Annotated in this window: 16 protein-coding genes; 5 read left to right on the forward strand and 11 right to left on the reverse strand. The window is 72.3% G+C overall.

Annotated features, from left to right (window positions below; genetic code table 11):
* Positions 1 to 29 precede the first annotated feature (29 nt).
* Positions 30 to 2378: a transposase gene (locus O7615_RS05690; protein WP_278176248.1), complete on the forward strand. Its 2349-nt coding sequence runs from the start codon at positions 30 to 32 to the stop codon at positions 2376 to 2378.
* Positions 2379 to 2505: 127 nt separating this feature from the next.
* A complete protein-coding gene (locus O7615_RS05695; protein ID WP_278176250.1) occupies positions 2506 to 3723 on the forward strand; it encodes an ABC transporter substrate-binding protein in 1218 nt (405 codons plus the stop codon).
* Between the two features lie 56 nt (positions 3724 to 3779).
* On the opposite strand, the gene O7615_RS05700 is transcribed toward O7615_RS05695, so the two are convergent.
* The 4 genes from O7615_RS05700 to O7615_RS05715 form a co-directional block, all read right to left on the reverse strand.
* Positions 3780 to 4373 carry an ATP/GTP-binding protein gene (locus O7615_RS05700; protein ID WP_089011241.1) on the reverse strand — a complete coding sequence of 198 codons (594 nt, stop codon included), beginning with the start codon at positions 4371 to 4373 and terminating at the stop codon, positions 3780 to 3782.
* 1 nt (position 4374) lies between these two features.
* On the reverse strand, positions 4375 to 4752 hold the full coding sequence (locus O7615_RS05705) for a DUF742 domain-containing protein (RefSeq protein ID WP_091634396.1): 378 nt from the start codon (positions 4750 to 4752) through the stop codon (positions 4375 to 4377).
* A 100-nt stretch (positions 4753 to 4852) separates the two neighbouring features.
* A complete protein-coding gene (locus tag O7615_RS05710) occupies positions 4853 to 5257 on the reverse strand; it encodes a roadblock/LC7 domain-containing protein (RefSeq protein ID WP_013731521.1) in 405 nt (134 codons plus the stop codon).
* On the reverse strand, positions 5254 to 8748 hold the full coding sequence (locus O7615_RS05715; RefSeq protein WP_278176251.1) for a nitrate- and nitrite sensing domain-containing protein: 3495 nt from the start codon (positions 8746 to 8748) through the stop codon (positions 5254 to 5256). Before O7615_RS05715 ends, O7615_RS05710 begins: the two co-directional genes overlap by 4 nt.
* A gap of 278 nt (positions 8749 to 9026) precedes the next feature.
* On the opposite strand from O7615_RS05715, the gene O7615_RS05720 reads away from it, so the two are divergent.
* Complete coding sequence (locus O7615_RS05720) at positions 9027 to 9554, forward strand: ATP-binding protein (RefSeq protein WP_278176252.1); 528 nt, start codon at positions 9027 to 9029, stop codon at positions 9552 to 9554.
* Positions 9555 to 9575: 21 nt separating this feature from the next.
* On the opposite strand, the gene O7615_RS05725 is transcribed toward O7615_RS05720, so the two are convergent.
* Complete coding sequence (locus tag O7615_RS05725) at positions 9576 to 10676, reverse strand: adenosine deaminase (protein ID WP_278176253.1); 1101 nt, start codon at positions 10674 to 10676, stop codon at positions 9576 to 9578.
* Positions 10677 to 10849: 173 nt separating this feature from the next.
* On the opposite strand from O7615_RS05725, the gene O7615_RS05730 reads away from it, so the two are divergent.
* A complete protein-coding gene (locus O7615_RS05730; protein ID WP_278181982.1) occupies positions 10850 to 11710 on the forward strand; it encodes a putative RNA methyltransferase in 861 nt (286 codons plus the stop codon).
* Positions 11711 to 11735: 25 nt separating this feature from the next.
* Here the strand turns inward: O7615_RS05730 and O7615_RS05735 are convergent, their stop codons facing one another.
* The 3 genes from O7615_RS05735 to O7615_RS05745 form a co-directional block, all read right to left on the reverse strand.
* The gene (locus O7615_RS05735) at positions 11736 to 12416 is read right to left on the reverse strand and encodes a DUF4272 domain-containing protein (protein ID WP_278176254.1); all 681 of its coding nucleotides are present in this window, start codon (positions 12414 to 12416) and stop codon (positions 11736 to 11738) included.
* Between the two features lie 107 nt (positions 12417 to 12523).
* Positions 12524 to 13804 carry a thymidine phosphorylase gene (locus O7615_RS05740; RefSeq protein WP_278176256.1) on the reverse strand — a complete coding sequence of 427 codons (1281 nt, stop codon included), beginning with the start codon at positions 13802 to 13804 and terminating at the stop codon, positions 12524 to 12526.
* Positions 13805 to 14020: 216 nt separating this feature from the next.
* On the reverse strand, positions 14021 to 14725 hold the full coding sequence (locus tag O7615_RS05745; RefSeq protein ID WP_278176257.1) for a cytidine deaminase: 705 nt from the start codon (positions 14723 to 14725) through the stop codon (positions 14021 to 14023).
* A gap of 303 nt (positions 14726 to 15028) precedes the next feature.
* On the opposite strand from O7615_RS05745, the gene O7615_RS05750 reads away from it, so the two are divergent.
* Positions 15029 to 16384, forward strand: coding sequence for an NF041680 family putative transposase (locus O7615_RS05750; protein WP_347405119.1), 1356 nt, complete (start codon positions 15029 to 15031; stop codon positions 16382 to 16384).
* 83 nt (positions 16385 to 16467) lie between these two features.
* Here O7615_RS05750 and O7615_RS05755 read toward each other — a convergent pair whose 3' ends face one another.
* From O7615_RS05755 to O7615_RS05765, 3 genes are read right to left on the reverse strand one after another with little or no spacing between them, the layout of a single operon-like run.
* The gene (locus O7615_RS05755) at positions 16468 to 17748 is read right to left on the reverse strand and encodes an ABC transporter permease (RefSeq protein WP_278176259.1); all 1281 of its coding nucleotides are present in this window, start codon (positions 17746 to 17748) and stop codon (positions 16468 to 16470) included.
* Positions 17749 to 17751: 3 nt separating this feature from the next.
* Complete coding sequence (locus O7615_RS05760; protein WP_278176260.1) at positions 17752 to 19092, reverse strand: ABC transporter permease; 1341 nt, start codon at positions 19090 to 19092, stop codon at positions 17752 to 17754.
* Positions 19089 to 20696, reverse strand: coding sequence for an ABC transporter ATP-binding protein (locus O7615_RS05765; protein WP_278176261.1), 1608 nt, complete (start codon positions 20694 to 20696; stop codon positions 19089 to 19091). The genes O7615_RS05760 and O7615_RS05765 overlap by 4 nt, the downstream gene beginning before the upstream one ends.
* Positions 20697 to 20735 lie beyond the last annotated feature (39 nt).

The following is a 20735-nucleotide window of genomic DNA, read 5'->3' on the forward strand; positions in this document are numbered from 1 at the left end:
GAGCATCAGTCTCTGGCAGAGAAAGCCCTGTGTCCCGGGAGGAGGACGACGCCGTGGCGCTCGTGCGCGTGTACTGCGGTCTGGCCTCGGCGGACCCGGCCGACCGACCGGTTTCGGCCGGGTCGGCGCTGACGTCCGCGGTGGTCGACGACGCAGGCCGTCTGCTGCATGTCTGCGAGATCGGCGACGACCCTGCGGGCTACGCCCGGCTGGTCACGCTGCTCGTGGAGCGCTCAGGCGGGCCGAGCGGTGCGGCGATAGCCGCCGACAGCGACGACCACACCGTCACCTCGCTGCTGAGCGCCGCCGGCCGTCCGCTGGCGATCGCCGACGACGACTCGGTCGACGACTTCGCCGAGCGGTTCGCCGACGACGACTCGCTGGAGGAGATGCAGTCACCGCCGGCCGTCCGGCGGGCCATCGGCCTGGCGCGTTCCCTGCAGGCGGGTGCGCTGTCGGCCGTGACCCTGCCGGCCCCCCGCGACCTCGCCGGCTACAAGCAGGTGCTCGCCGCGCACGCCGCGCTGGCCAGCGGGCGGCACTCCGCGGCGGTCGCCCTGCGTGAGGTGCTGCGCGAGCTCTACCCGGCCGCGTTGCGCGCCTACCCCGATCCCGCCGAGTCGATCCCGCTGGCCGTGCTGGACGCCCTGCCCGAGCCGAGCATGCTCACCGACGCGGCCGGCCGTGGCCGTGACGCGGCGGTGACCGCCGACGCCGTCGCCGCGCAGCTCGCCGCGGAGGGTGCGGGCAACGCGGAGGCGATCGACGAGGCGGTCACCGCGCTGCGGGTCGCCATCACCGAGACGCCACGCCGGGCCACGGTCAACCGTGCCCTCACCTCCGCCGCCGCCGAGACCATCCGGCAGGCGGTCGCCTCCGTCCGGGCCTGCGACGCCGGCTGCGACGCCCTGGTCGGCGCGCTGCGCGCCCGCACCGCCGGGCCGACGCAGGCGTCCGGCCGGCGGGCCGCGGCACGACGCGGCGAGCAGGTCGGCGAGCTGTCGGCCGCCGTCGCCGGCACGGGTGCCGGCCTGCGTGCGGTACGCCCCGGCGGCACCGAGCCATCCGTCGGGCGGCGCAGCCGACCGGAACCGATGCCGGGCAACGCCCCGCCGCCGTCGCCGCGCCCACTCGGGCCACCGCCGGTGGCTCCCTCCCCGGTTGCCCCGCCACCCGTCGCGCCCTCGCCGATGGCACCGGCCGCCGTGGCCGGCCCGCCCCGGTCGGCGTCGCCGGCCCGCGCCGAGCCACTTCCGTCGCGGATCGACGGGCCGACCAACCGGCCGATCTCCGCGCCGCCCCCGCCGCCGCCCGGGATCACCCCGATCGCGCCGGCACAGCGTGGGGCGATCCCGCCCGCCGAGGCGGGTGAGCCGTTCCGGCCGACCCTCACCACGGCGGCGATCAACAGTGCGCGGGCCGAGCGCCAGCGCACCGTGATCCCGCCCCGGCCGAAGACCAACGGCGCGCCCCCGGCCCCGAGCGGCGGCTTCAGCGCCACCGACCTCAGCGTTCCGGTGCCGACGCCCCGACCGGAGCAGGAGACGCCTCCCCCGGGCTCCCGGTCGAACTGGCCGCTGGTCAACAACCCGGCGAACCCGGCCGACACGTCCGCGCGCAACCCCGTCGTCGGCTCGTACGACGACCGGGGCCGGCGCAGCGCCCCCGAGGCTCCCCAGGAGCCCGGTGCCGACCGCCGGGTGACCCCGCCGTGGCTCGCGGACGACCTGCCGCCGGAGCCACCGGTGCTGCGGCTGGTCGAGCCGCCGCCACTGGCCGACCGGGCGTTGCGCAACGGCGCCGAGGCGCAGCCGGAGAACCCACCGCTGCGGCTCGTCGACCGGGCCGGCCCGGAGCGCGGAAACCGGTCGGCCGAGCGCCTGGACCTCCCACCGGCGCGCCGACCGGAGCCCCCGGTCGAGCACCGACCGCCGCCGGTCTCCGACGAGGGCGACGGCGATCTGCTGATCTTCGCCCAGGCCAGGTCCGCCTGGTTCGTCGGTCACGGCGAGGAAGCCGACCTGGACTGGTCGACCACCGCCGACAGCGGGTGGCAGGCCGCCGAGCAGGCCGCCCGCCCCGCGGTGGGCGCCGACACCACGGCCGGGCTGCCCAAGCGCGTGCCGCAGGCCAACCTGGTGCCCGGGTCGCCGCTGCGCGAGGAGCGTCCGCTGCGGATCGTGCGCGACGCGGCCAGCCTTGCCGAGAACACCACCGGCTACTTCCGCGGCTGGCGCCGGGGGCAGGAGATCGGCGGGTTCGCGGTCGGCGGGCGACCGGGGCGGGAGGCCGCCGGCGGCTGGGACTTCAGCCGGGACACCGGTGACCGCGACGACGACCGGGAGTACGAGTACCGCTCCGCCGGCTTCCGCTCCTGACCTCTGCCACACGGCCTCCCACCTGCGTGTTCCTGCCCACACCCGGATAATTTGACGCCGGGTCGGCGGGGCCGGGAGCATACCCGCGGAACAGCCGGCGGCAGGTCGCCGGGCGGGAAGGCGAGTCATGGCGACACCGGTAACCGGCCCATCCGTGCTCACCCGACGCGGCGTACTGGCCGCGGCGGCGGGCACGCTACTGCTGGGCGCCTGCGGGCGCGAGGGCAGGCGCGAGGAGGCCGTGATCCGGCCGACCCCCGGGCACGAGCTGGTCGTCGGCGCCACGTTGGAGCTGAGCGGGCCCGGTGCGGCGCTGGGTGTCGCCCAGGAGCGGGCGCTGGCCATCAGCGCGGCGGCCCTCAACGACAAGGGCGTGCCGGTCGGCAACCTCCGCCGGAGGGTACGCCTGGAGGTGCTGGACAACGGCAGCGATCCCCAGCTCGCCGCCCGGCAGGCGACCGAGCTGGGCCGCCGCGACGACGTGCACGCCCTGCTCGGGGCAACGCTGGCGGAGACCTCGATGTCGGTCATCGGGGTGGCGCAGAAGCTACGGCTGCCGTTCGTGTCGCTGGCGTTCGGCGACTCCATCTCCGTACCGCTGGCCCAGCGGGCCTTCATCTACAAGGTCACCCCGGAGGCCGGCGACGTGGCTCGCCGGCTCGCCCAGCTGATCGACGCCGAAGGACTGCGCCGGGTGGTGCTGCTGGCCGAGAACGGGCTGCACGGCGACTCCGGCGTGCGGGCCATGACGGGCGCGCTGCGCACCGCCGGGGTCGACCTGGCCCGCACCGTACGGCTGCCGGCCTCGGACGAGGGCGTGGCCCGCGCCGCTGAACAGGCCGTGGCGGCCCGGGCCGAGGCCGTGGTGGTGTGGGCCACCGCGCCGAGCTCCGGTGCCGCCGCGAGGGCGCTACGCGGGGCCGGACACCGCGGCGAGCTGTTCTTCGACGCCGGGGCGGTGGCCGAGGAGACCCTGGAGAGCCACAACCTGCCCGCCGTCGAGGGTTCCTACGCGGTCCACCCGTCGTCGCTGGGCGGCTCCACGGTCGCCAACAGCAGCGCCGCCGGACGCGCCTACCGCGACCTCGTCTCGGCGTACATCCGCCAGCACGGCGCCTACCGCGGCTTCGCTCCGTACGCCTCGGACGCCCTGCTGCTCATCAGCACGGCGGCGCAGTTGGCCGACAGCGTGGACCGTGGCCGGCTGCGGGCGTACCTGCAGAACCAGGTCACCGACGGGATGGCGGGGATGTACTCGTTCACGCCCATCCGGCACAGCGGCATGGAGCGCCACTCCCTGGGCGTGTACCGCGTCGACAACGGCGCCTGGAACCGGCTGAGCTGACGCAGCCAACAGCGCCCGGTGGCGGCGGGGCCGTCACCGGGCGCTGGAACCGATCGTCAGGCGGGCGCGACGGCGCGCGAGCGACGCATCGTGAGCACGTACTCGACCAGCGAGATCAGTACGTGCTTCGTCGACTCCCGGTTCCGGGCGTCGCAGGCCACCACCGGCACGTCGCTGGAGATGGCAAGCGCATCCCGAACGTCCTGCGGGTCGTGGTACTGCATACCGTCGAAGCAGTTGATGGCCACCAGGTACGGCAGCCGCCGGTGCTCGAAGAAATCGATCGCCGCGAAACAGTCGGCCAGTCGACGGGTGTCCACCAGCACGACCGCACCGATCGCCCCCCGCACCAGTTCATCCCACATGAACCAGAAACGGGTCTGACCCGGCGTACCGAAGAGGTACAGGATCAGGTCACGATCGATCGAGATACGACCGAAGTCCATGGCCACCGTGGTCGTCGTCTTCCCCGGCACCTGCCGGGTGTCGTCGACGCCGACCCCGGCGGAAGTCATGATGGCCTCGGTGGTCAGCGGCGTGATCTCCGAGACCGAGCCGACCAGCGTCGTCTTACCGACGCCGAATCCACCGGCGATAACAATCTTCGCCGACGTCACGCGCCCGCTCGGGGTCGGCGGGCGGTGCGACATGTCAGAGCCTGCGAAGTCCACTCAGCACCCTCTCCAGCAGTTCAGTGCCCACCGCGTCGTCCGAGTCGTCCAGGATGGTCGGCTCGTGGACCGCGACCAGGCCGTCCGTCGCCATATCGGCGATGAGCACCCGGGCCACGCCGAGCGGAAGTTGCATTCGCGCCGCGATCTCGGCGAGCGACTGCACGCGTCCGTCACACAGCGCGGCGATGTACTGGTGCTCACGGCCTTGCCCACCATTGCCAGTGGCTGCGGCCCGACCGCGCACCGTCGTCTCGACCAGCGCCTCCAGGGCGATGTCGAGGCGGGGACGGGTACGACCTCGGGTCACGGCGTATGGACGGACCAACGCGCCGGTCGGCTCGTCACGATCGGCCATGTCGCCGCTCACCTCCTTCGTACCCGGCACCGGCTCGCACCGGTGCTACCCGTTGTATGCAATGTTGTCGCCCCGCCTGCCCCACCGGCCGGCGAGACGATCAGCCCATCATCCCCACGGCCGTACGCGGCTGCGGGGTCAGGGCGTCGCCCACCCGGTCCACCAGTAGAGCCATCTCGTAACCGACCTGTCCCACGTCGCAACTGCGGGCGGCAAGCACCGCGAACGACGAGCCGTCGGAAATCGACATCAGGAACAGGAAGCCATTGTCCATCTCGACCACGGTCTGCAGCACGGCGCCTCCCTCGAAACAGCGGGCCGCGCCCTGGGTCAGGCTGACCAGGCCGGAGGCGATCGCCGCCAGCTGGTCCGCCCGGTCCCGAGGAAGGTCTCGTGACGACGCCAGGAGCAGGCCGTCCGCGGAAACGGCGACCGCATGCGCGACACCGGGCACCCGATCGGCGAAGTTGGCCAGCAGCCAACCGAGATCCTGCGTACTAGTCATCCTTCTTGCTCCTTCTGCCCGCTCCCGGCCATCGGGCCTGAGCCAGACTGCGAGGATTGCTGCCCGCCCGGGGTTCCCTCCGGGCCGGTCGGGTTGCTGTCCGACGGGTGGCTACGCCCCCGCTGGACCCCCCGGTGGTAGGCGGAGAGCAGACCGCGCACCGATTCCGGGTTACGACGCTGTACCGAGGTGGTCGGCTTCTCCACCGCTCCCGGTACGAGCTGCGCCATCGGCGTACGCTTCGGCAGCCCGGTCTCCGTGGTGCCGCTGGGCGGCGCCTGGCTGGCCGCGGAGGCAGCCCGCCAGCCGTCGTCGGCCGCGGTCTGCCAGACGCTCTCCTGCGACGCCGAACGGTGCGGGGGCCGGTTCTCCTGCGGTGCCGGGCGGTGCGGGAGCCGGCTCTCGGCGGCGCCGGGACGGGGCCCGCCGCTCGCCGCCGCGCCGTTCCCGCCAGCGGCCGTCGGAGTCTGTGCCATCGGTACGTTACCTGTCGTCCCGGTGTGGTTCTGCTGGACGGATCGGCCCGCGACGTCGACCGTGGAGAGCTGCTGGGTGGCCGCACCGGCCGTGGCCGGCTGCCGAGCGCCCGCCGACTCCTCCGGACCCGGCCGGCGGGTGCGGAACCACGCCGACTCCAGCTCCCGGAAGATCGGCAGCTCCATCGTCTCGTCCGCGTACCGCTGCCGGTTCTGCGCCTGGGGCGGCGTCGGCGCGGTCGGCTGGGGCGCCGAGACCGGCCGCGCGGCCGGTGCCTGACGCTGCACCCGGGGCAGTTCGGTGGTCATGTCCAGCGCGGCGGCCAGCCGCTCGGGCACGGGCGGGGCGGCCGGTTCCCCGGCCACCGGCGGCCAGGCCGGCGGCATCGGGGCGCCACCCGGGGCGGGCGCCGCCGAGACGGGCCGCTGCGGCAGCGGGCTGCCGGGCGGCGTCGACACCGGCGAACTGGAGACCGGAGCGGACGACACGGGCTGACCGGAGACCGGCGCCGCCGACACCGGCGGGGCGGAGTACGGCGTGCCGGACACGGGCGGCGACGAGACCGGGGGCATCGCCGGCGGAGCGTACGCCCCGGCCTCGGGGCTGCTCGGCAGCTGGCGAGGAATGGTCGGCTGCTGGCCGGTGACGCCCGGCTCGTCGGTGGACCGGCGCTGTGGCAGCGGGTCGACCGAGTGGCCGTTCGACGTACGCGGAGGGAAGTTGTTGCCCCCCGTGGTGCCGCTGGCACCGGTGAGGTCCGACCAGGCGGGCAGGTTGCCCGCACTCCCCACGGTGGCCGGCGTGCCGGAGCCGTTGCGGCTGGCCGGGTCGAAGGGGCGGCCGCCGAGGGTCACCTGGTTGCCCGAGCCACCGGGCGGACGCGTGGCCGGGGCCGATGGTGCGGACGCACCGTTGCCGAGCGCGGGCAGCGCGCCGAACGCCGGGTTCGGCCCGGACGGGGGACCGGCAGCGGCGGGCAGCGCGGCGGCCGGCAGCCCTCGACCGGACAGTGCCCGGGGCACCAGCACGGTGGGCGGCAGCGTGCAGTCGGCGACGGTGCCGCGGTCGCTGCCGGGACGCAGCTCGACCTTGACGCCGTGCCGGGACGCCAGGCGGGCGACCACGACCAGGCCCATCATCCGGGAGACGGCCACGTCCACCTGCGGCGGCGTGGCCAGCCGCTCGTTGAGGTCGGCCAGCTGCTCGCCGCTGATGCCGATGCCCCGGTCCTCCACGTACAGCGAGGCACGGTCGCCGACCCGGCGGGCCTCGACCAGCACCTGCGAGTCCGGTGGCGAGAACGCGGTGGCGTTGTCGAACAGCTCGGCGACGAGGTGGACCAGGTCGTTGACGGCGTGCGCGGCGACCTCGATGTCCCGGTCGATCACCCCGAACTCGATCCGGGTGTAGTGCTCGACCTCGGACTGCGCGGCGCGCAGCACGTCGATCAGCGCGGCCGGCTCCCGCTGCACACGGGTCGAGTCGGCACCGGCGAGGACCAGGAGGTTCTCGTCGTTGCGGCGCATCCGGGTGGCCAGGTGGTCCAGCTGGAACAGCTCGGCCAGCCGGTCCGGGTCCTCCTCGCCGCGCTCCAGCCGGTCGAGGTGGCCGATCAGCCGGTCGACCAGGATCTGGGACCGGCGGGCCAGATTGACGAACATCGTCGCGACGGACGCCCGCAGCGCGGCCTGCTCGGCGGCGGTACGGACCGCTTCCAGGTGGACCGCGTTGAACGCCTCGGTCACCTGGCCGAACTCGTCCTTGCTCCGCACCGGCAGCGGCTCGGCGATCTGGTTGGCCAGCTGCACCGGGGAGAGCTGCCCGGTGACCTGCGGGTCGCGCAGCCGGGCCACTGCCTGGGGCAGCCCGTACTGGGCGATGGAGAGCGCGCCCTGGCGAAGCTCACGCAGCGAACGGGCCATCGAGCGGGCCACCAGGAACGCCAGGAAGATCGCCAGCAGCAGCATCGTGAGCAGCAGGCCGGTCTCCAGGAACACCTGGCGCTGCACGTCGGAGCGGAGTTCGCCGGCCTGGGTCACCACGTCGGAGTCGAACTTCTGCTCGACCGAGCGGATCAGCTTGCCGTTGGCGACCAGCGCAGCGTCCCACTGCTCCGGGGTGAAGGAGACGCCGGCGAGGTTCTGGGAGTTGTCCGCGTTGACCTGGCTGATGTAGATCGTCGCCTGCCGGCGGTCGCCGCCGCCGATGGTCTGGGCGTGGAACTCCTCCTCCTCCTCGGTGGCGACCGCGCTGAAGCTCTGCTGCGCCTGCAGCTGTCCGGTCTCGCTGGAGATGTAGTCCGTCCGCAGGGTCGCGCTCATGCCGCCCGCGTCCAGCGCACGGTGCACCACCACCCGGCGGATGGAGAGCCACTCCTTCTCCCGGGCCACGGCGGCGGCGGCCCGCATCCGGTCGCTCAGGTCGTTGTCACCGGCCAGCTGGCTGGCCGAATCCCGGACGGTGAGCAGCTGGTTGATCAGCTCGTCGTAGGACTGGAGGGCGTCGGTGACCCGGAACTTGCCGTTGAGCACCTGACTGCGGGCGCCCGGCAGGTCACCGAGGCGCTCGTCGATCTGGGCGAGCAGCCCCTGCAGGCTGACGGGCAGGTCGGCGAGGTCGGCCCGCTGCCGCGAGTAGGGGCCCTTGGCCTCGTCCACGCGCGACGAGGTGTCGCTGTAGACCGCGGTTGCCTTCTTCTTCGCCTCCGACTCGGCCTGACCCGCCTGCTGCGGCTCCACGCTGAGCAGAAGCACGGCGGCGGTCCGCTCGTCCTGTAGACCGTCCACCAGCTCGCCGGAGTGGCCGATCAGCTCGGCGAGGTCGCCGGCCCGGTTGGCGTCGTTCAAGGCGCCCAAGTGGTCGACCAGACCGCTTGTGCCCACGACGACCGTGGCGATGGTCGGCACGATCATGATGAGACCGAGCTTGGACCAGATCGGCATGTCGCGGAGCCGACCTGCCGGCCGGCGTAGACGCGACAGGAGGGAACCTGCCGTCTTCGGCCGTTTGCTCACGTCACCGCCCTCGTGATTGCAGCGTCCGCGTTGCCCCCCGGACAACGCCCAGCAGCCGACCCGGCGGGTCGGACCATCCGAGATTCCATCACGCCGCTCCGGAAAGAGAAAGCCCAGGTTGGCCGCAGCCGGAGGTGTGATGAGATGTTGATGCAATTTGATCGCGGTCCGTCTGTCCGGAGTCACTTAAAGTAATGAAGAATCCGCACCATGTCGTCCTGCTGGCGGGCCCGTCCGGCTCCGGAAAATCGTATATAGCGCAGCAAACAGGGCTGCCAGTGCTCTGTTTGGACCATTTCTACAAGGACGGCGATGACCCAACGTTACCGCGACGGAACGGTCAGATCGATTGGGAGTCGCCCGCCTCGTGGGACGCCGAGGCGGCCGTCGAGGTCATCGGCGAGCTGGCCCGGCACGGCCGGGCAGACGTTCCGGTCTATGCGATCAACGAGGACCGGCGGGTGGCCACTCGGAGCTTCGAGCTGGCCAGTTCGCCACTTTTCGTGGCCGAAGGGATATTCGCCGCCGAGATCGTCGGGGAGTGCCGGCGACGCGGCCTGCTCGCCGGGGCGTACGCCCTGCGCCGGCCGCGCAGCGCCACCTTCCTCCGCCGGCTGGCCCGGGACCTCACCGAGCAACGCAAGGGCCCACACGTGCTGCTGCTGCGGGGCGTGGCGCTGCTGCGCGCCGAGCCGGCGGTGCTGCGCCGGCAGACCGGGCTCGGCGCGGAGGCCGCCCGCGGCCGGGACGTCCTGCGCCGGGTGGCCGGCCTGCTCGCCGCCGACCGCGCGCCGGTGGAGCGCTGAGCCGGTGGAGCGCCCGCCCGATCAGGCCAGCAGCTTCGCGTACGCCGGCTTGATCACCTCGTCGATGATCCGCAGCCGCTCGTCGAACGGGATGAAGGCGGACTTCATCGCGTTGATCGTGAGCCACTGGAGTTCGCGCCAGCCGTAGCCGAACGCGTCGACCAGCAGCGCCATCTCCCGGGACATCGACGTACCACTCATCAACCGGTTGTCGGTGTTGACGGTGACCCGGAACCGCAGGTCCCGCAGGAGCCCGATCGGGTGTGCCGCGATCGACGGCGCGGCGCCGGTCTGCACGTTCGACGACGGGCACAGCTCCAGCGGGATCCGCTTGTCCCGCACGTACGCCGCCAGCCGGCCGAGCCTCGGCTCGGGGCCGGGAGTGATGTCGTCGACGATGCGGACGCCATGGCCGAGACGATCCGCCCCGCACCACTGGATCGCCTGCCAGATGGAGGGCAACCCGAACGCCTCACCGGCGTGGATGGTGAAGTGGAAGTTCTCCCGCTGGAGATATTCGAAGGCGTCCAGGTGACGGGTGGGCGGGAAGCCCGCCTCCGCGCCGGCGATGTCGAAGCCGACCACGCCGTGGTCGCGGTGTCGGACGGCCAGCTCGGCGATCTCCTGCGAGCGGGCGGCGTGCCGCATCGCGGTGAGCAGGGTGCCGACCCGGATCGGCGTACCGGCCTCGGCGGCCAGCGCGCTGCCCTCGACGAAGCCGGCCAGCACCGCCTCGACCACCTCGTCGAGGGTCAGATCCCGCTCCAGGTGCTGCTCCGGCGCGAACCGCACCTCGGCGTAGACCACCCCGTCGGCGGCCAGGTCGAGGGCGCACTCCCGCGCCACCCGGCGCAGCGCGGGACCGGTCTGCATCACGGCCACGGTGTGCGCGAAGGTCTCCAGATAGCGCTCCAACGAGCCCGAGTTCGCCGCCGCCACGAACCAGCGCCCCAGCTCGGCCGGGTCGGTGGCGGGCAGTTCGTGGCCGACCTGCGCGGCCAGATCCACGATCGTCGCGGGCCGCAGGCCGCCGTCCAGATGGTCGTGCAGCAGGGCCTTCGGCGCCCTGACGATGTCCTCGTAGCGAATGTTCGCACTGAGCCCGGTGGTTCGCTCGCTCATGCCGGCACTGCGCTTCGCCGCGTGCCGGCATGAGGCACCTTCGCACTGAGCCTGATGATTCGCTCGCTGCGCTCGCTCATGCACAGACCCTAGTCCGCGCTGGTGGGCCGCCGGCCGGTGACCCGGCCGGTCACCGGCACTAAACTCGATGCGTGACGCGATCGGCAGGCGGGCTGGATCCTCGCGTCGTCGACCGGCTGCGCTGCCCCGTCTGCGGTGAGCCGCTCGCCGAGGCCGTCACCGGCGCCTCCCGGGCGTTGCGCTGCCCCCGCGGGCACAGCTTCGACATCGCCCGGCAGGGCTACGTGAACCTGCTCGCCGGCCGCGCCCCGCACGGCGGCGACACCGCCGAGATGGTCGCCGCCCGGGCGGACTTCCTGGCCGCCGGGCACTACGACGTCATCTCCGCCGCCCTCGCGGAGGCCGCCCGCCCCGTCGTTCCCCCGGCCGGCGACGGCGCGTACCCGCTGGTCGTCGACGCCGGGGCGGGCACCGGCCGGCACCTGGCGGCGGTGCTGGCGGCGCTGCCGCAGGCGGCCGGCCTCGCCCTGGACGTGTCCAAGCCGGCGCTGCGCCGGGCCGCGCGGGCACACCCCCGCGTCACCGCCGCGCTGGCCGACACCTGGCGGCGGCTGCCGCTGGCGGACGCCGCCACGGCGGTGCTGCTGAACGTCTTCGCACCCCGCAACGGCGCCGAGTTCCACCGGGTGCTCGACCCGGCGGGGCGGCTGCTGGTGGTGACCCCCGACGCCGACCACCTCACCGAACTCGTCGACTCGCTCGGCCTGCTGCGGGTCGACCCGGCCAAGGCCGAACGGGTCGCGGCCAGCCTCGGCGGGCACTTCACCGAGGAGTCGGCCGCCGTGCACCGGCGGCAGCTGAGCCTGACCGGCCCGGAGGTGAGCACGCTGGTGGGCATGGGCCCCAGCGCCTGGCACACCGACCCGGCGGGGTTGGCCGCGCGGATCACCGCCCTCGGCGAGCCGGTCCGGGTGACCGTGGCCGTCCGGCTCGGCGTCCACCGGCCACGCTGACGGCCAGGGGCTTCGGACACGGGCCCTACGTGGAGAGGTCGACCTCTTCCCAGCCGGGGGGCTCGTCGTGGTACGGCCCGCGCAGGATCACCGCCCATTCCAGCGCCCACCGCCGCTGACCGATGGCGTTGGCGTCCACCAGACCCGGCAGCGTCCGCCCGGCCCGGCTCACCTCCAGGTACGCCCAGTCCAGGCAGTAGTGCAGGTCGAGCAGGGCGGCCGCGTCGGCCGGGTGCTGCGGCGCGGCGAGGATCCGGGAGCGCCACCGCCGGAAGGTCTCCCCCTCGGCGATGTTCGGCAGCCGCTCCACCAGCCGGTCATCGGTCGGCATGGTGGGGTCGAGCTGCTTGGTCAGGCCGAGCACCCAGGCCAGCGAGAACAACGCGTCATGGTGCAGGACGAAGGAGCGGTGGTCGCCCTTGGCCCCGGTGACGAACTGGAACTCCGGAGGGGTGACCATCTCCACCAGATGCGAGGCGAGCAGCCAGCTCATCGCGGCCTGGGGCGGCATGCCGAAACAGCGGGCCAGGATCAGGTGCAACACCGCGATCCGCGCCTCGATCTCCGCGGTCGGTCGCAGCTCGATGTCGTCGCCCGGCTCCCAGACCAGCGGGAACTGCGGCGGCGGGAGCGGCAGCCGCAGCCGGGACAGCTCCTCCAGGCTCGCCTCACGCACCTCACGGGGGTCAGGGGCAGGCACGATCACGGCAACATCCCTGTCTGCTCACGGCGTCAAGGCGCCGACCGTCCCCCCTGGCCTGCGAGAATAGCGGCCCTTACGCTCCGACACCATGGGATCGGGCCATAGTTTCGTCACTCGACGCGTTCGATCACCAGCGGCGTCGGTGCGGGTGGTCGCGCGGCCACGGTCACCGCCCGCGCGGCCTCCGCCAGCGCCGCCGGGATCCGCTCCGCCTGCTCGGCCCGTAGTTCGTAGAGGGGCTCCCCGGCCCGCACCGGGTCGCCGGGGCGCTTGTGCAGCAGCACCCCCGCCGGCACGCTGACCGGGTCCTCCTTGCGGGCGCGGCCCGCGCCGAGTCGCCACGCGGCCACCCCCATGGCGTACGCGTCGACCGCCGCGACGTAACCGTCCGTGTCGGCGCGGACGACCTCGACCTCGACCGCCTCGGGCATCGGCGCGTCCGGGTCGCCACCCTGGGCCCGGATCATCGACCGCCAGACGTCCATCGCGCGCCCGTCGTGCAGCGCGGCGGCGGGGTCGGCGTCGGGCAGCCCGGCCGCGTCCAGCATCTCCCGGGCCAGCGCCAGGGTCAGCTCCACCACATCGGCGGGGCCGCCGCCGGCGAGCACCTCGACGGACTCGGTGACCTCGATCCCGTTGCCGATGGCCCGCCCGAGCGGGGTGGACATGTCGGTGAGCAGGGCGACGGTCCGCACGCCGTGCGCACGGCCCAGCTCCACCATGGTCCGGGCCAGGTCCCGGGCGTCGTCGACCGACTTCATGAACGCACCGGAGCCGACCTTCACGTCCAGCACCAGCGCGCCGGTCCCCTCGGCGATCTTCTTGCTCATGATCGAGCTGGCGATCAGCGGGATGGCCTCGACGGTGCCGGTCACGTCGCGCAGCGCGTACAGCTTGCGGTCGGCCGGGGCCAGCCCGGACCCGGCGGCGCAGATCACCGCGCCGACGTCGCGCAGCTGGGCGGTGAACTCCTCGTTGCTCAGCGCCGCCCGCCAGCCCGGGATCGACTCCAGCTTGTCCAGCGTGCCGCCGGTGTGCCCGAGCCCGCGCCCGGACAGCTGCGGTACCGCCGCCCCGCAGGCCGCCACCAGCGGGGTGAGCGGCAAGGTGATCTTGTCACCGACCCCGCCGGTGGAATGCTTGTCGGCGGTCGGCCGGGCCACCGACGACAGGTCGAGTCGCTCGCCACTGGCGATCATCGCGGCCGTCCAGCGGGCGATCTCCGGGCCGGTCATCCCGTTGAGCAGGATCGCCATGGCCAGCGCCGACATCTGCTCATCGGCCACCACCCCCCGGGTGTACGCGTCGACCACCCAGTCGATCTGCGCGTCCGACAACACCCCCCCGTCCCGCTTGACCCGGATCACGTCAACAGCAGCAAACCCACTCATCCCTGTTTCCCATCGATATCCGCGCCTGCACGAGACCCACCCCGACCGCACTCACGCACCGACGACCGCAGTCGCTGATTGACGGCCCTTCCGTAACGGACGCACGGTCCATGACCACGACGGGTCGGGGCCGACCGTGCCCGGCGGAGGGATCAAGCCTGACCGCCCGGAGCCGGGCACGGTCGGCCCCGACCTCAAGCGCAACTAAAGCAAAGATCAAGACCAACGAACCGGGATCTCCTGCGGCGGCTCGCCCTCCCCCGCCCAGAAGATCGTGCCGGACGCGTCGACCACCACCACCCGGGGCGTACGCGCCAACCCCCAGGTGATCGCCTCGGCCGGGTCGTCCCAGCTCGGCCCCTCCTCCAGCACGCCGGTCTCGGCGTCGGCGTCGTCCCCGGCGGACCGCTCCCAGTAGGCCGTCCAGACCTGCTGTCCGGCCGACAGGTCGGGGTGCACGAAGACGCTGCCCCGGCCGCGCCAGGCGGCCAGCCGGTCCGGCACCACCGGCACCGGCCGCTCGCCGGTGACCGCCTCGATGTCGGCCACGTCGAAGGCGTGCGGCAGCAGCTCGGCCATCCGCAGTGGGTCGCCCTTGGACTCGACCAGGCATTCCGGCCCGCCCTGCTCCCAGAGCAGTTGCCGGCAGCGTCCGCACGGCATCAGCGGCTCGCCGGTGGCGTCGACGCAGGACAGCGCGACGATCCGGCCCCCGCCGGTGGCGTGCAGCGAGGAGACGACCCCGCACTCGGCGCAGAGCACCACGCCGTACGCGGCGTTCTCGACGTTGCAGCCGACCACGATCCGGCCGTCGTCGACGAGCGCCGCCGCCCCCACCGGGAACTTCGAGTACGGCACGTACGCGTGCCGCATCACCTCGATCGCGGCGGTCCGCAGCCGCTCCCAGTCGATCTCACTCATCCCGACATTGTGCCGCATGCCCGCTGACCAGCTTCGACGCGGCGCCACCCACGGCAGCCGCGCCCAAGATCCGCACAGTTTCAGGGATGTTGCTGCCTCAACTCCGGCTGAGGATTTAACTCGTGGGTTGGGGGTGGTGGAGGTGGCGTGTGGTTCGTTCGGTGTGTTGGCGTGACGTGGGGCGGCCACCGCCTGATCATCGGGATCGACCAAGATCTTCGATGTGGGGCGGTGGCCGTGGCTGTCATTGTGGGTCATGCGGGTGTGGGTGGGGAAGCAACCGGGGGTGAGCGTCACCGGTTGGTGGAGTTCCGTCAGGGTTGGTATCAGTGTTTGACGCGGTGGGCGGACACGTTGTTCGAGGTGACGGATGCGGTGTTGACCACGCCGGGTTCGTTGGCGTCGTTGCCGTATCTGACGTTGGAGCCGGCGCTGCGTCGGGGGTGGGGCAGTGTGTACGCGTCGTTGTCGAGGGGGCGGGTGGACGTCGCGGCGGTGCGTGATCTGCTGATCGGTGCTCTGCCGGGGTGGTGGCCGGTGTTCGCGGTGGATGTGACGGCGTGGCCGCGTCCGGAGGCGGGGTGTTCGCCGCGGCGGGGGATGTGTCGGGTGCCTGATCCGGGTGGCGATCGGCGGGGGCGGGTGGTGCCGGGGTGGGCGTATCAGTGGGTTTGTCAGGTGTCCGCGACGCCGGATTCCTGGACGGCGCCGGTCGATGTCGTGCGGGTGGACCCTGAGGACAACGCCACCGAGGTGGCGTGTGGCCAGATGAGCGCTGTGGTGCGGGGCTTGGCCCGCCGGCGGCCGGGTGTGGTGCCGGTGTTCTGCCTGGACGCCGGTTACTGCCCGATCACCGCGACAGCTCGGGTGGCGTCCGATCCCCACGCCCCTGCCCGGATCATCGGACGCATCCGCCGGGACCGGGTCTTCTACGCCGACCCGCCGGCCAAGACCCCCGGCAGTCCCGGCCGACCCAAACAGCATGGCGATCGATTCGCCTGCGCTGACCCCACGACCTGGCCGGACCCCACCCACGAGATGCACACCGTCGATGACACCCACGGCCCGATCCACGTCCAAGCATGGACCGGGCTGCACCCCAAACCCGGCCCCCGACGCCGGTGGGCAGCGAAGAACACCAAGGGTCTGGCCGCCCCGATCATCCGCGGCACCGTCGTACGGATCAGCCTGCCCCGAACCGTCGAGGCCAGCACCCCACAAACCCTGTGGCTGTGGACCGCCGGCCCCGACCCGATCGATCTTGACCTGATCTGGCGGGCCTACCTACGCCGATTCGCCATCGAACACACCAACCGGTTCATCAAACAACACCTCGCCTGGACCACCCCAGCAGTGCGTCATCCCAGCCAAGCAGACCTGTGGACCTGGATCGTCGCGGCGGCACACACCCAACTCCGCCTCGCCCGAACCCTGATCACCGACCAACGCCTGCCCTGGGAACGACCCCTGACCACCACCACCCTGACTCCCTACCGGGTCCGACGAGGTTTCCGCAGCCTGCACCCACACCTACCCACACCAGCCAAGCCGCCGAAACCCTCCCGACCAGGACCAGGACGACCAAGAGGCAGCCGCAACCAGCAACCAACCCCACGCCACAAAACGATCATCAAGCGACGCAGACGCACGAAGCGTTAAATCGCCAACTCCGGCCGAGGCAGCAGTATCAGGGAAGTTGCGTGGATCATGAACAACGGCCGGGAGATTTGTCACCGTAGCGGTCAGCCCTTGATGTACGGCTTGCCGTCGGCGGCCGGCGCCCGGACCCGACCGACCAACCCGGCCACCGCCAGGATCGTCGCCAGATACGGCAGCATGGCGAGGAACTGGCCGGGAATCACGCTGTTGATCGCGCCCAGGTAGGTGGCCAGCTGGTCGGCGAAGCCGAAGAAGAGCGCGGCGAGCAGCGCCCCGGTCGGGCTCCACCGGCCGAAGATCAGGGCGGCCAGGGCGATGAAGCCCTTGCCACCGATCATGTTCTTGGTGAACGAGAAGAGCGCCAGCGTGTACGACGCACCGCCGATGCCGGCGACCGCACCCGCCAGGATCACGTTGCGGTAGCGCAGCCCGAGCACCTTCACGCCCAGGGTGTCCGCCGCCGTCGGGTGCTCACCGACCGAGCGGGTCCGCAGGCCCCAGCGGGTGCGGAACAGCGCGATGTGGATCACGAGCACCAGCAGCAGGGCGAGATAGAGGAAGATGTTGCCCCGGAACAGCGCCGGCCCGAGCACCGGGATGTCCGACAGCAGCGGGATCTCCCAGTTGCTGAAGCGCGGGGCGCTGTTGTAGCGCGCGGCGTCGGTCTGCATCAACCGCTCGTAGAGGAAGCCGGTGATGCCGACTGCCAGCAGGTTGAGCACGATGCCCATGACCACCTGGTCGACCAGGTAGCGGATGCTGAACACGGCCAGCAGCAGCGAGATGAACGACCCGCCGATCGCGGCGGCGATCAGACCCACCCAGACGCTGCCGGAGATGCTGCCGAACAGCGCGCCGCTGAAGGCGCCCATCAGCAACTGCCCCTCGATGGCGACGTTGACCACGCCGGAACGCTCGCAGAGCACCCCGGCCAGCGAGCCGAAGATCAGCGGCAGGGCGAGCAGGAAGGTGCCCCGCACGATGTTGACCAGCGGCATGAAGTTCTGCCCGGTCGGCGCGGCGGAGACCTGCCAGCAGAGGAAGGACAGCACGAAGGCGACCAGGCCGACGGCGAGCACCGGGATGAACCAGCGCTTCGGCAGGCCGGCGAGCATCGCCGCGCCGGCGGCGACCGTGACCAAACCGAAGACGATCGCCCCGACCGTGCCGTTGACCTCCAGCGCGGCACCGGCGGCGTCCTCGCTGAGCGTGAAGCGGGCCTGCTCGCCGGTGGCGAGCGCGCCGAACAGCACCGTGGCCAGCAGGCCGAGGGCCAGCAGCACCAGGCCGACCTTGCGGGTACGGGTCCAGAAGCCCTCGTCGACCGGCGCGACCGCGACGTCGGGAACAGCCATGGTGGACATGCCTCACCAGCCCTTCGCGAGGCTCGTCTGCAGCCGGGCGGCCCGCGCGGCCCGGAGCTGGAAGATCGCCTTCACCAGGGCCGGCGCGGCGATGAAGATGACGATCAGCGCCTGGAGCACGGTGACCAGCTCCAGCGAGATCCCCGAGTACGACTGCATCCGGTTGCCGCCGGCCTGCAGCGCCCCGAAGAGCAGCGCGGCGGACGCCACGCCCCACGGTTTCACCCGGCCCAGCAGGGCGACGAGGATGCCGTCGAAGCCGATCTGCGCCACCACCAACGGGGTCAGTGCGGCGGCGGTGGTGCCGAGCACCATCTGCGAACCGCCGAGCCCGGCCAGCGCCCCGGCGAAGACCATGATCAGCACGTACGTCCGGGTGACGCTGATGCCGGCGGTGCGGGAGGCGTCCGGGTTGGCGCCCACCGCCCGCAGCTCGAAGCCGAGCGTGGAGCGGTTGAGCAGCCAGGCGACCGCCCAGGTGGCCAGTACGGCCAGGATGATGCCGGCGTGGGCCCGCAGCCCGTCGCCGAACAGCCGCGGCAACTGGGCGGAGGCGTCCACCGGCCGGCTGATGGCGTCGGTGCGGTTCGGGTCCCGCACGCCGTTCTGCACGATCAGCCAGGTCAGGAAGTAGACCGCGACATAGTTGAGCATGATCGTGTTGATCACCTCGTGCGCGCCGGTCCGCGCCTTCAGGATGCCCGGGATGAAGCCCCAGATGGCACCGCCGAGCGCGCCGGCCAGGATCGCGACCAGCAGGTGCAGCCCGGGCGGCAGAGGCAGCAGGAAGCCGGCCAGGGCGGCCAGGATGACGCCCATCGTCGCCTGCCCCTGCGCGCCGATGTTGAACAGGCCGCCCCGGAAGGCCAGCGCCACGGACAGGCCGGTGAAGACCAGCGGCGCGGTGTAGGTGAGGGTCTCCGAGATCGGGCTGAGCGCCGCGTTGACGGTGGTCGCGGCCGGGTCGAAGACGGAACCCTTGAACAGGTTCGCGTACGCCTCGCTGACCAGCGTCCAACTGGCGTTGACCGCGTCCGACGGGCGGGCCGTAATGTAGGAGTAGGTGGCCAGCACGTCCGGGTCGGAGACGATCATCAGGACGGCACCGACGATCATCGCCAGCACCAGCGAGAGCAGGGTCACCGTGAACGTGTTGGCGGCCCAGAGGTTCTCCAGGAAGAGCCGCCCCAGAGTGGGACGTTGCTCCGGCCCGCCGGGCGTGGCCGACGGGCCGGACGCGCTGGCCGGCTCGGCGCGTTCGGTGTTGCCGAGCGCGGTCCGGGCGGCCTGCTCCTCACTCGCCGGTTCCTTGTCCGGGGAACTCGGCTGGGGGTTGTCGGTCATGCCTTCTCGTCCTCGCTACCGTCCGGGGAGCCATCCATCACGTCCGGGGTGATGCCCGCCATCAGCAGCCCGATCTCCTCGCGGGGGGTGTCCGGGCCCACCACGCCGATGATCCGTCCCCGGTACATCACCGCGATCCGGTCGGCCAGCCCGATCACCTCGTCGAGTTCGCTGGAGACCACCAGTACGGCGGTGCCGATGTCGCGCTCCCGGATGACCCGGCTGTGGATGAACTCGATCGAGCCGACGTCCACGCCCCGGGTGGGTTGGGCGGCGATGAAGAGCTTCAGCGGCCGGGACAGTTCCCGGGCCACGATCACCTTCTGCTGGTTGCCGCCGGAGAGGGTGCCGACCGGCGCCTGCGCCGAGGAGGTGCGGACGTCGAACTGCTCGATCCGCTCCCGCGCCGACCTGGTGATCTCGTCGGGTCGCAGCGACAGACCCCGACCGAACGGTGGCCGGTCGTACATGTCCAGCACCAGGTTCTCCGCGACGGAGAACTCCTTGACCAGGCCGTCGACGCTGCGGTCCTCCGGCACGTAGCCGACGCCCGCCCGGAGCACCCGCTTGGTCGACCAGCCCTCGACCCGCTGGCCGGCGATGGTGACCGTGCCGGCGAGCACCGGGCGCAGCCCCATGATCGCCTCGATCAGTTCGGTCTGGCCGTTGCCCTGCACGCCCGCGACGCCGAGCACTTCACCCGCGCGTACGGTCAGGTCGACGCCGTCCACGGCGCGGATCTGCCGGTCGTCGTCGACCACCAGGTCGGTGACCTCCAGGACGGGCTCGCTCGGCGTGGCCGGCGCCTTGTCCACGGTGAGCCGGACGGTGCGGCCGACCATCAGCGCGGCCAGTTCGTCGCGGCTGGCCTCGGGCGATGCGGCGCCCACGGTCCTGCCGCGCCGGATCACGGTGATCCGGTCGGCGATCGCCTTGACCTCGCCCAGCTTGTGGGTGATGAAGACGATCGACTTGCCGGCGGCCTTGAGCGACCGCATCACGGCGAGCAGTTCCTCGGTCTCCTGCGGGGTGAGCACGGCGGTGGGCTCGTCCAGGATGAGCAGGTCGACGTCGCGGGTGAGCGCCTTGACGATCTCCACCCGCTGCTGGACACCGACCGGCAGGTCCTCGATCACCGCGTCCGGGTCGACCCGGAGGTTGTACCGCTGGGAGACCTCGGCGACCTCGCGCCGGGCGCGGCGCCGGTCGAGGAATCCGGCGATGCCGCCGCGCACCTGCTCGGCGCCGAGCATGATGTTTTCGGTGACGCTGAAGACCGGCACGAGCATGAAGTGCTGGTGCACCATGCCGATGCCGGCCGCGATCGCGTCGGCGGGGCCGCGCAGCTTCAGCGGCTTCCCGTCGACCAGGATCTCGCCCTCGTCGGGCTGGTAGAGCCCGTACAGCACGTTCATCAGGGTCGACTTGCCGGCACCGTTCTCGCCAAGCAGGGCGTGGATCTCTCCAGGCTCCACCGTCAGGTCGATGTGGTCGTTGGCGACCAGATCACCGAACCGTTTGGTGATGCCGCGCAGTTCGAGTCTCAGCGCAACCTCCTGGAGTGCGAAGCGATGGTGCAGCGTAGCTGCCGGCGAGCGGGGCACGGCGTCGGCCGGACCGGTGGCGCGGATCGGCCGCTCCGG

Origin of the sequence: Micromonospora sp. WMMD1082 (assembly GCF_029626175.1) — a bacterium.
GTDB lineage: Bacteria > Actinomycetota > Actinomycetes > Mycobacteriales > Micromonosporaceae > Micromonospora.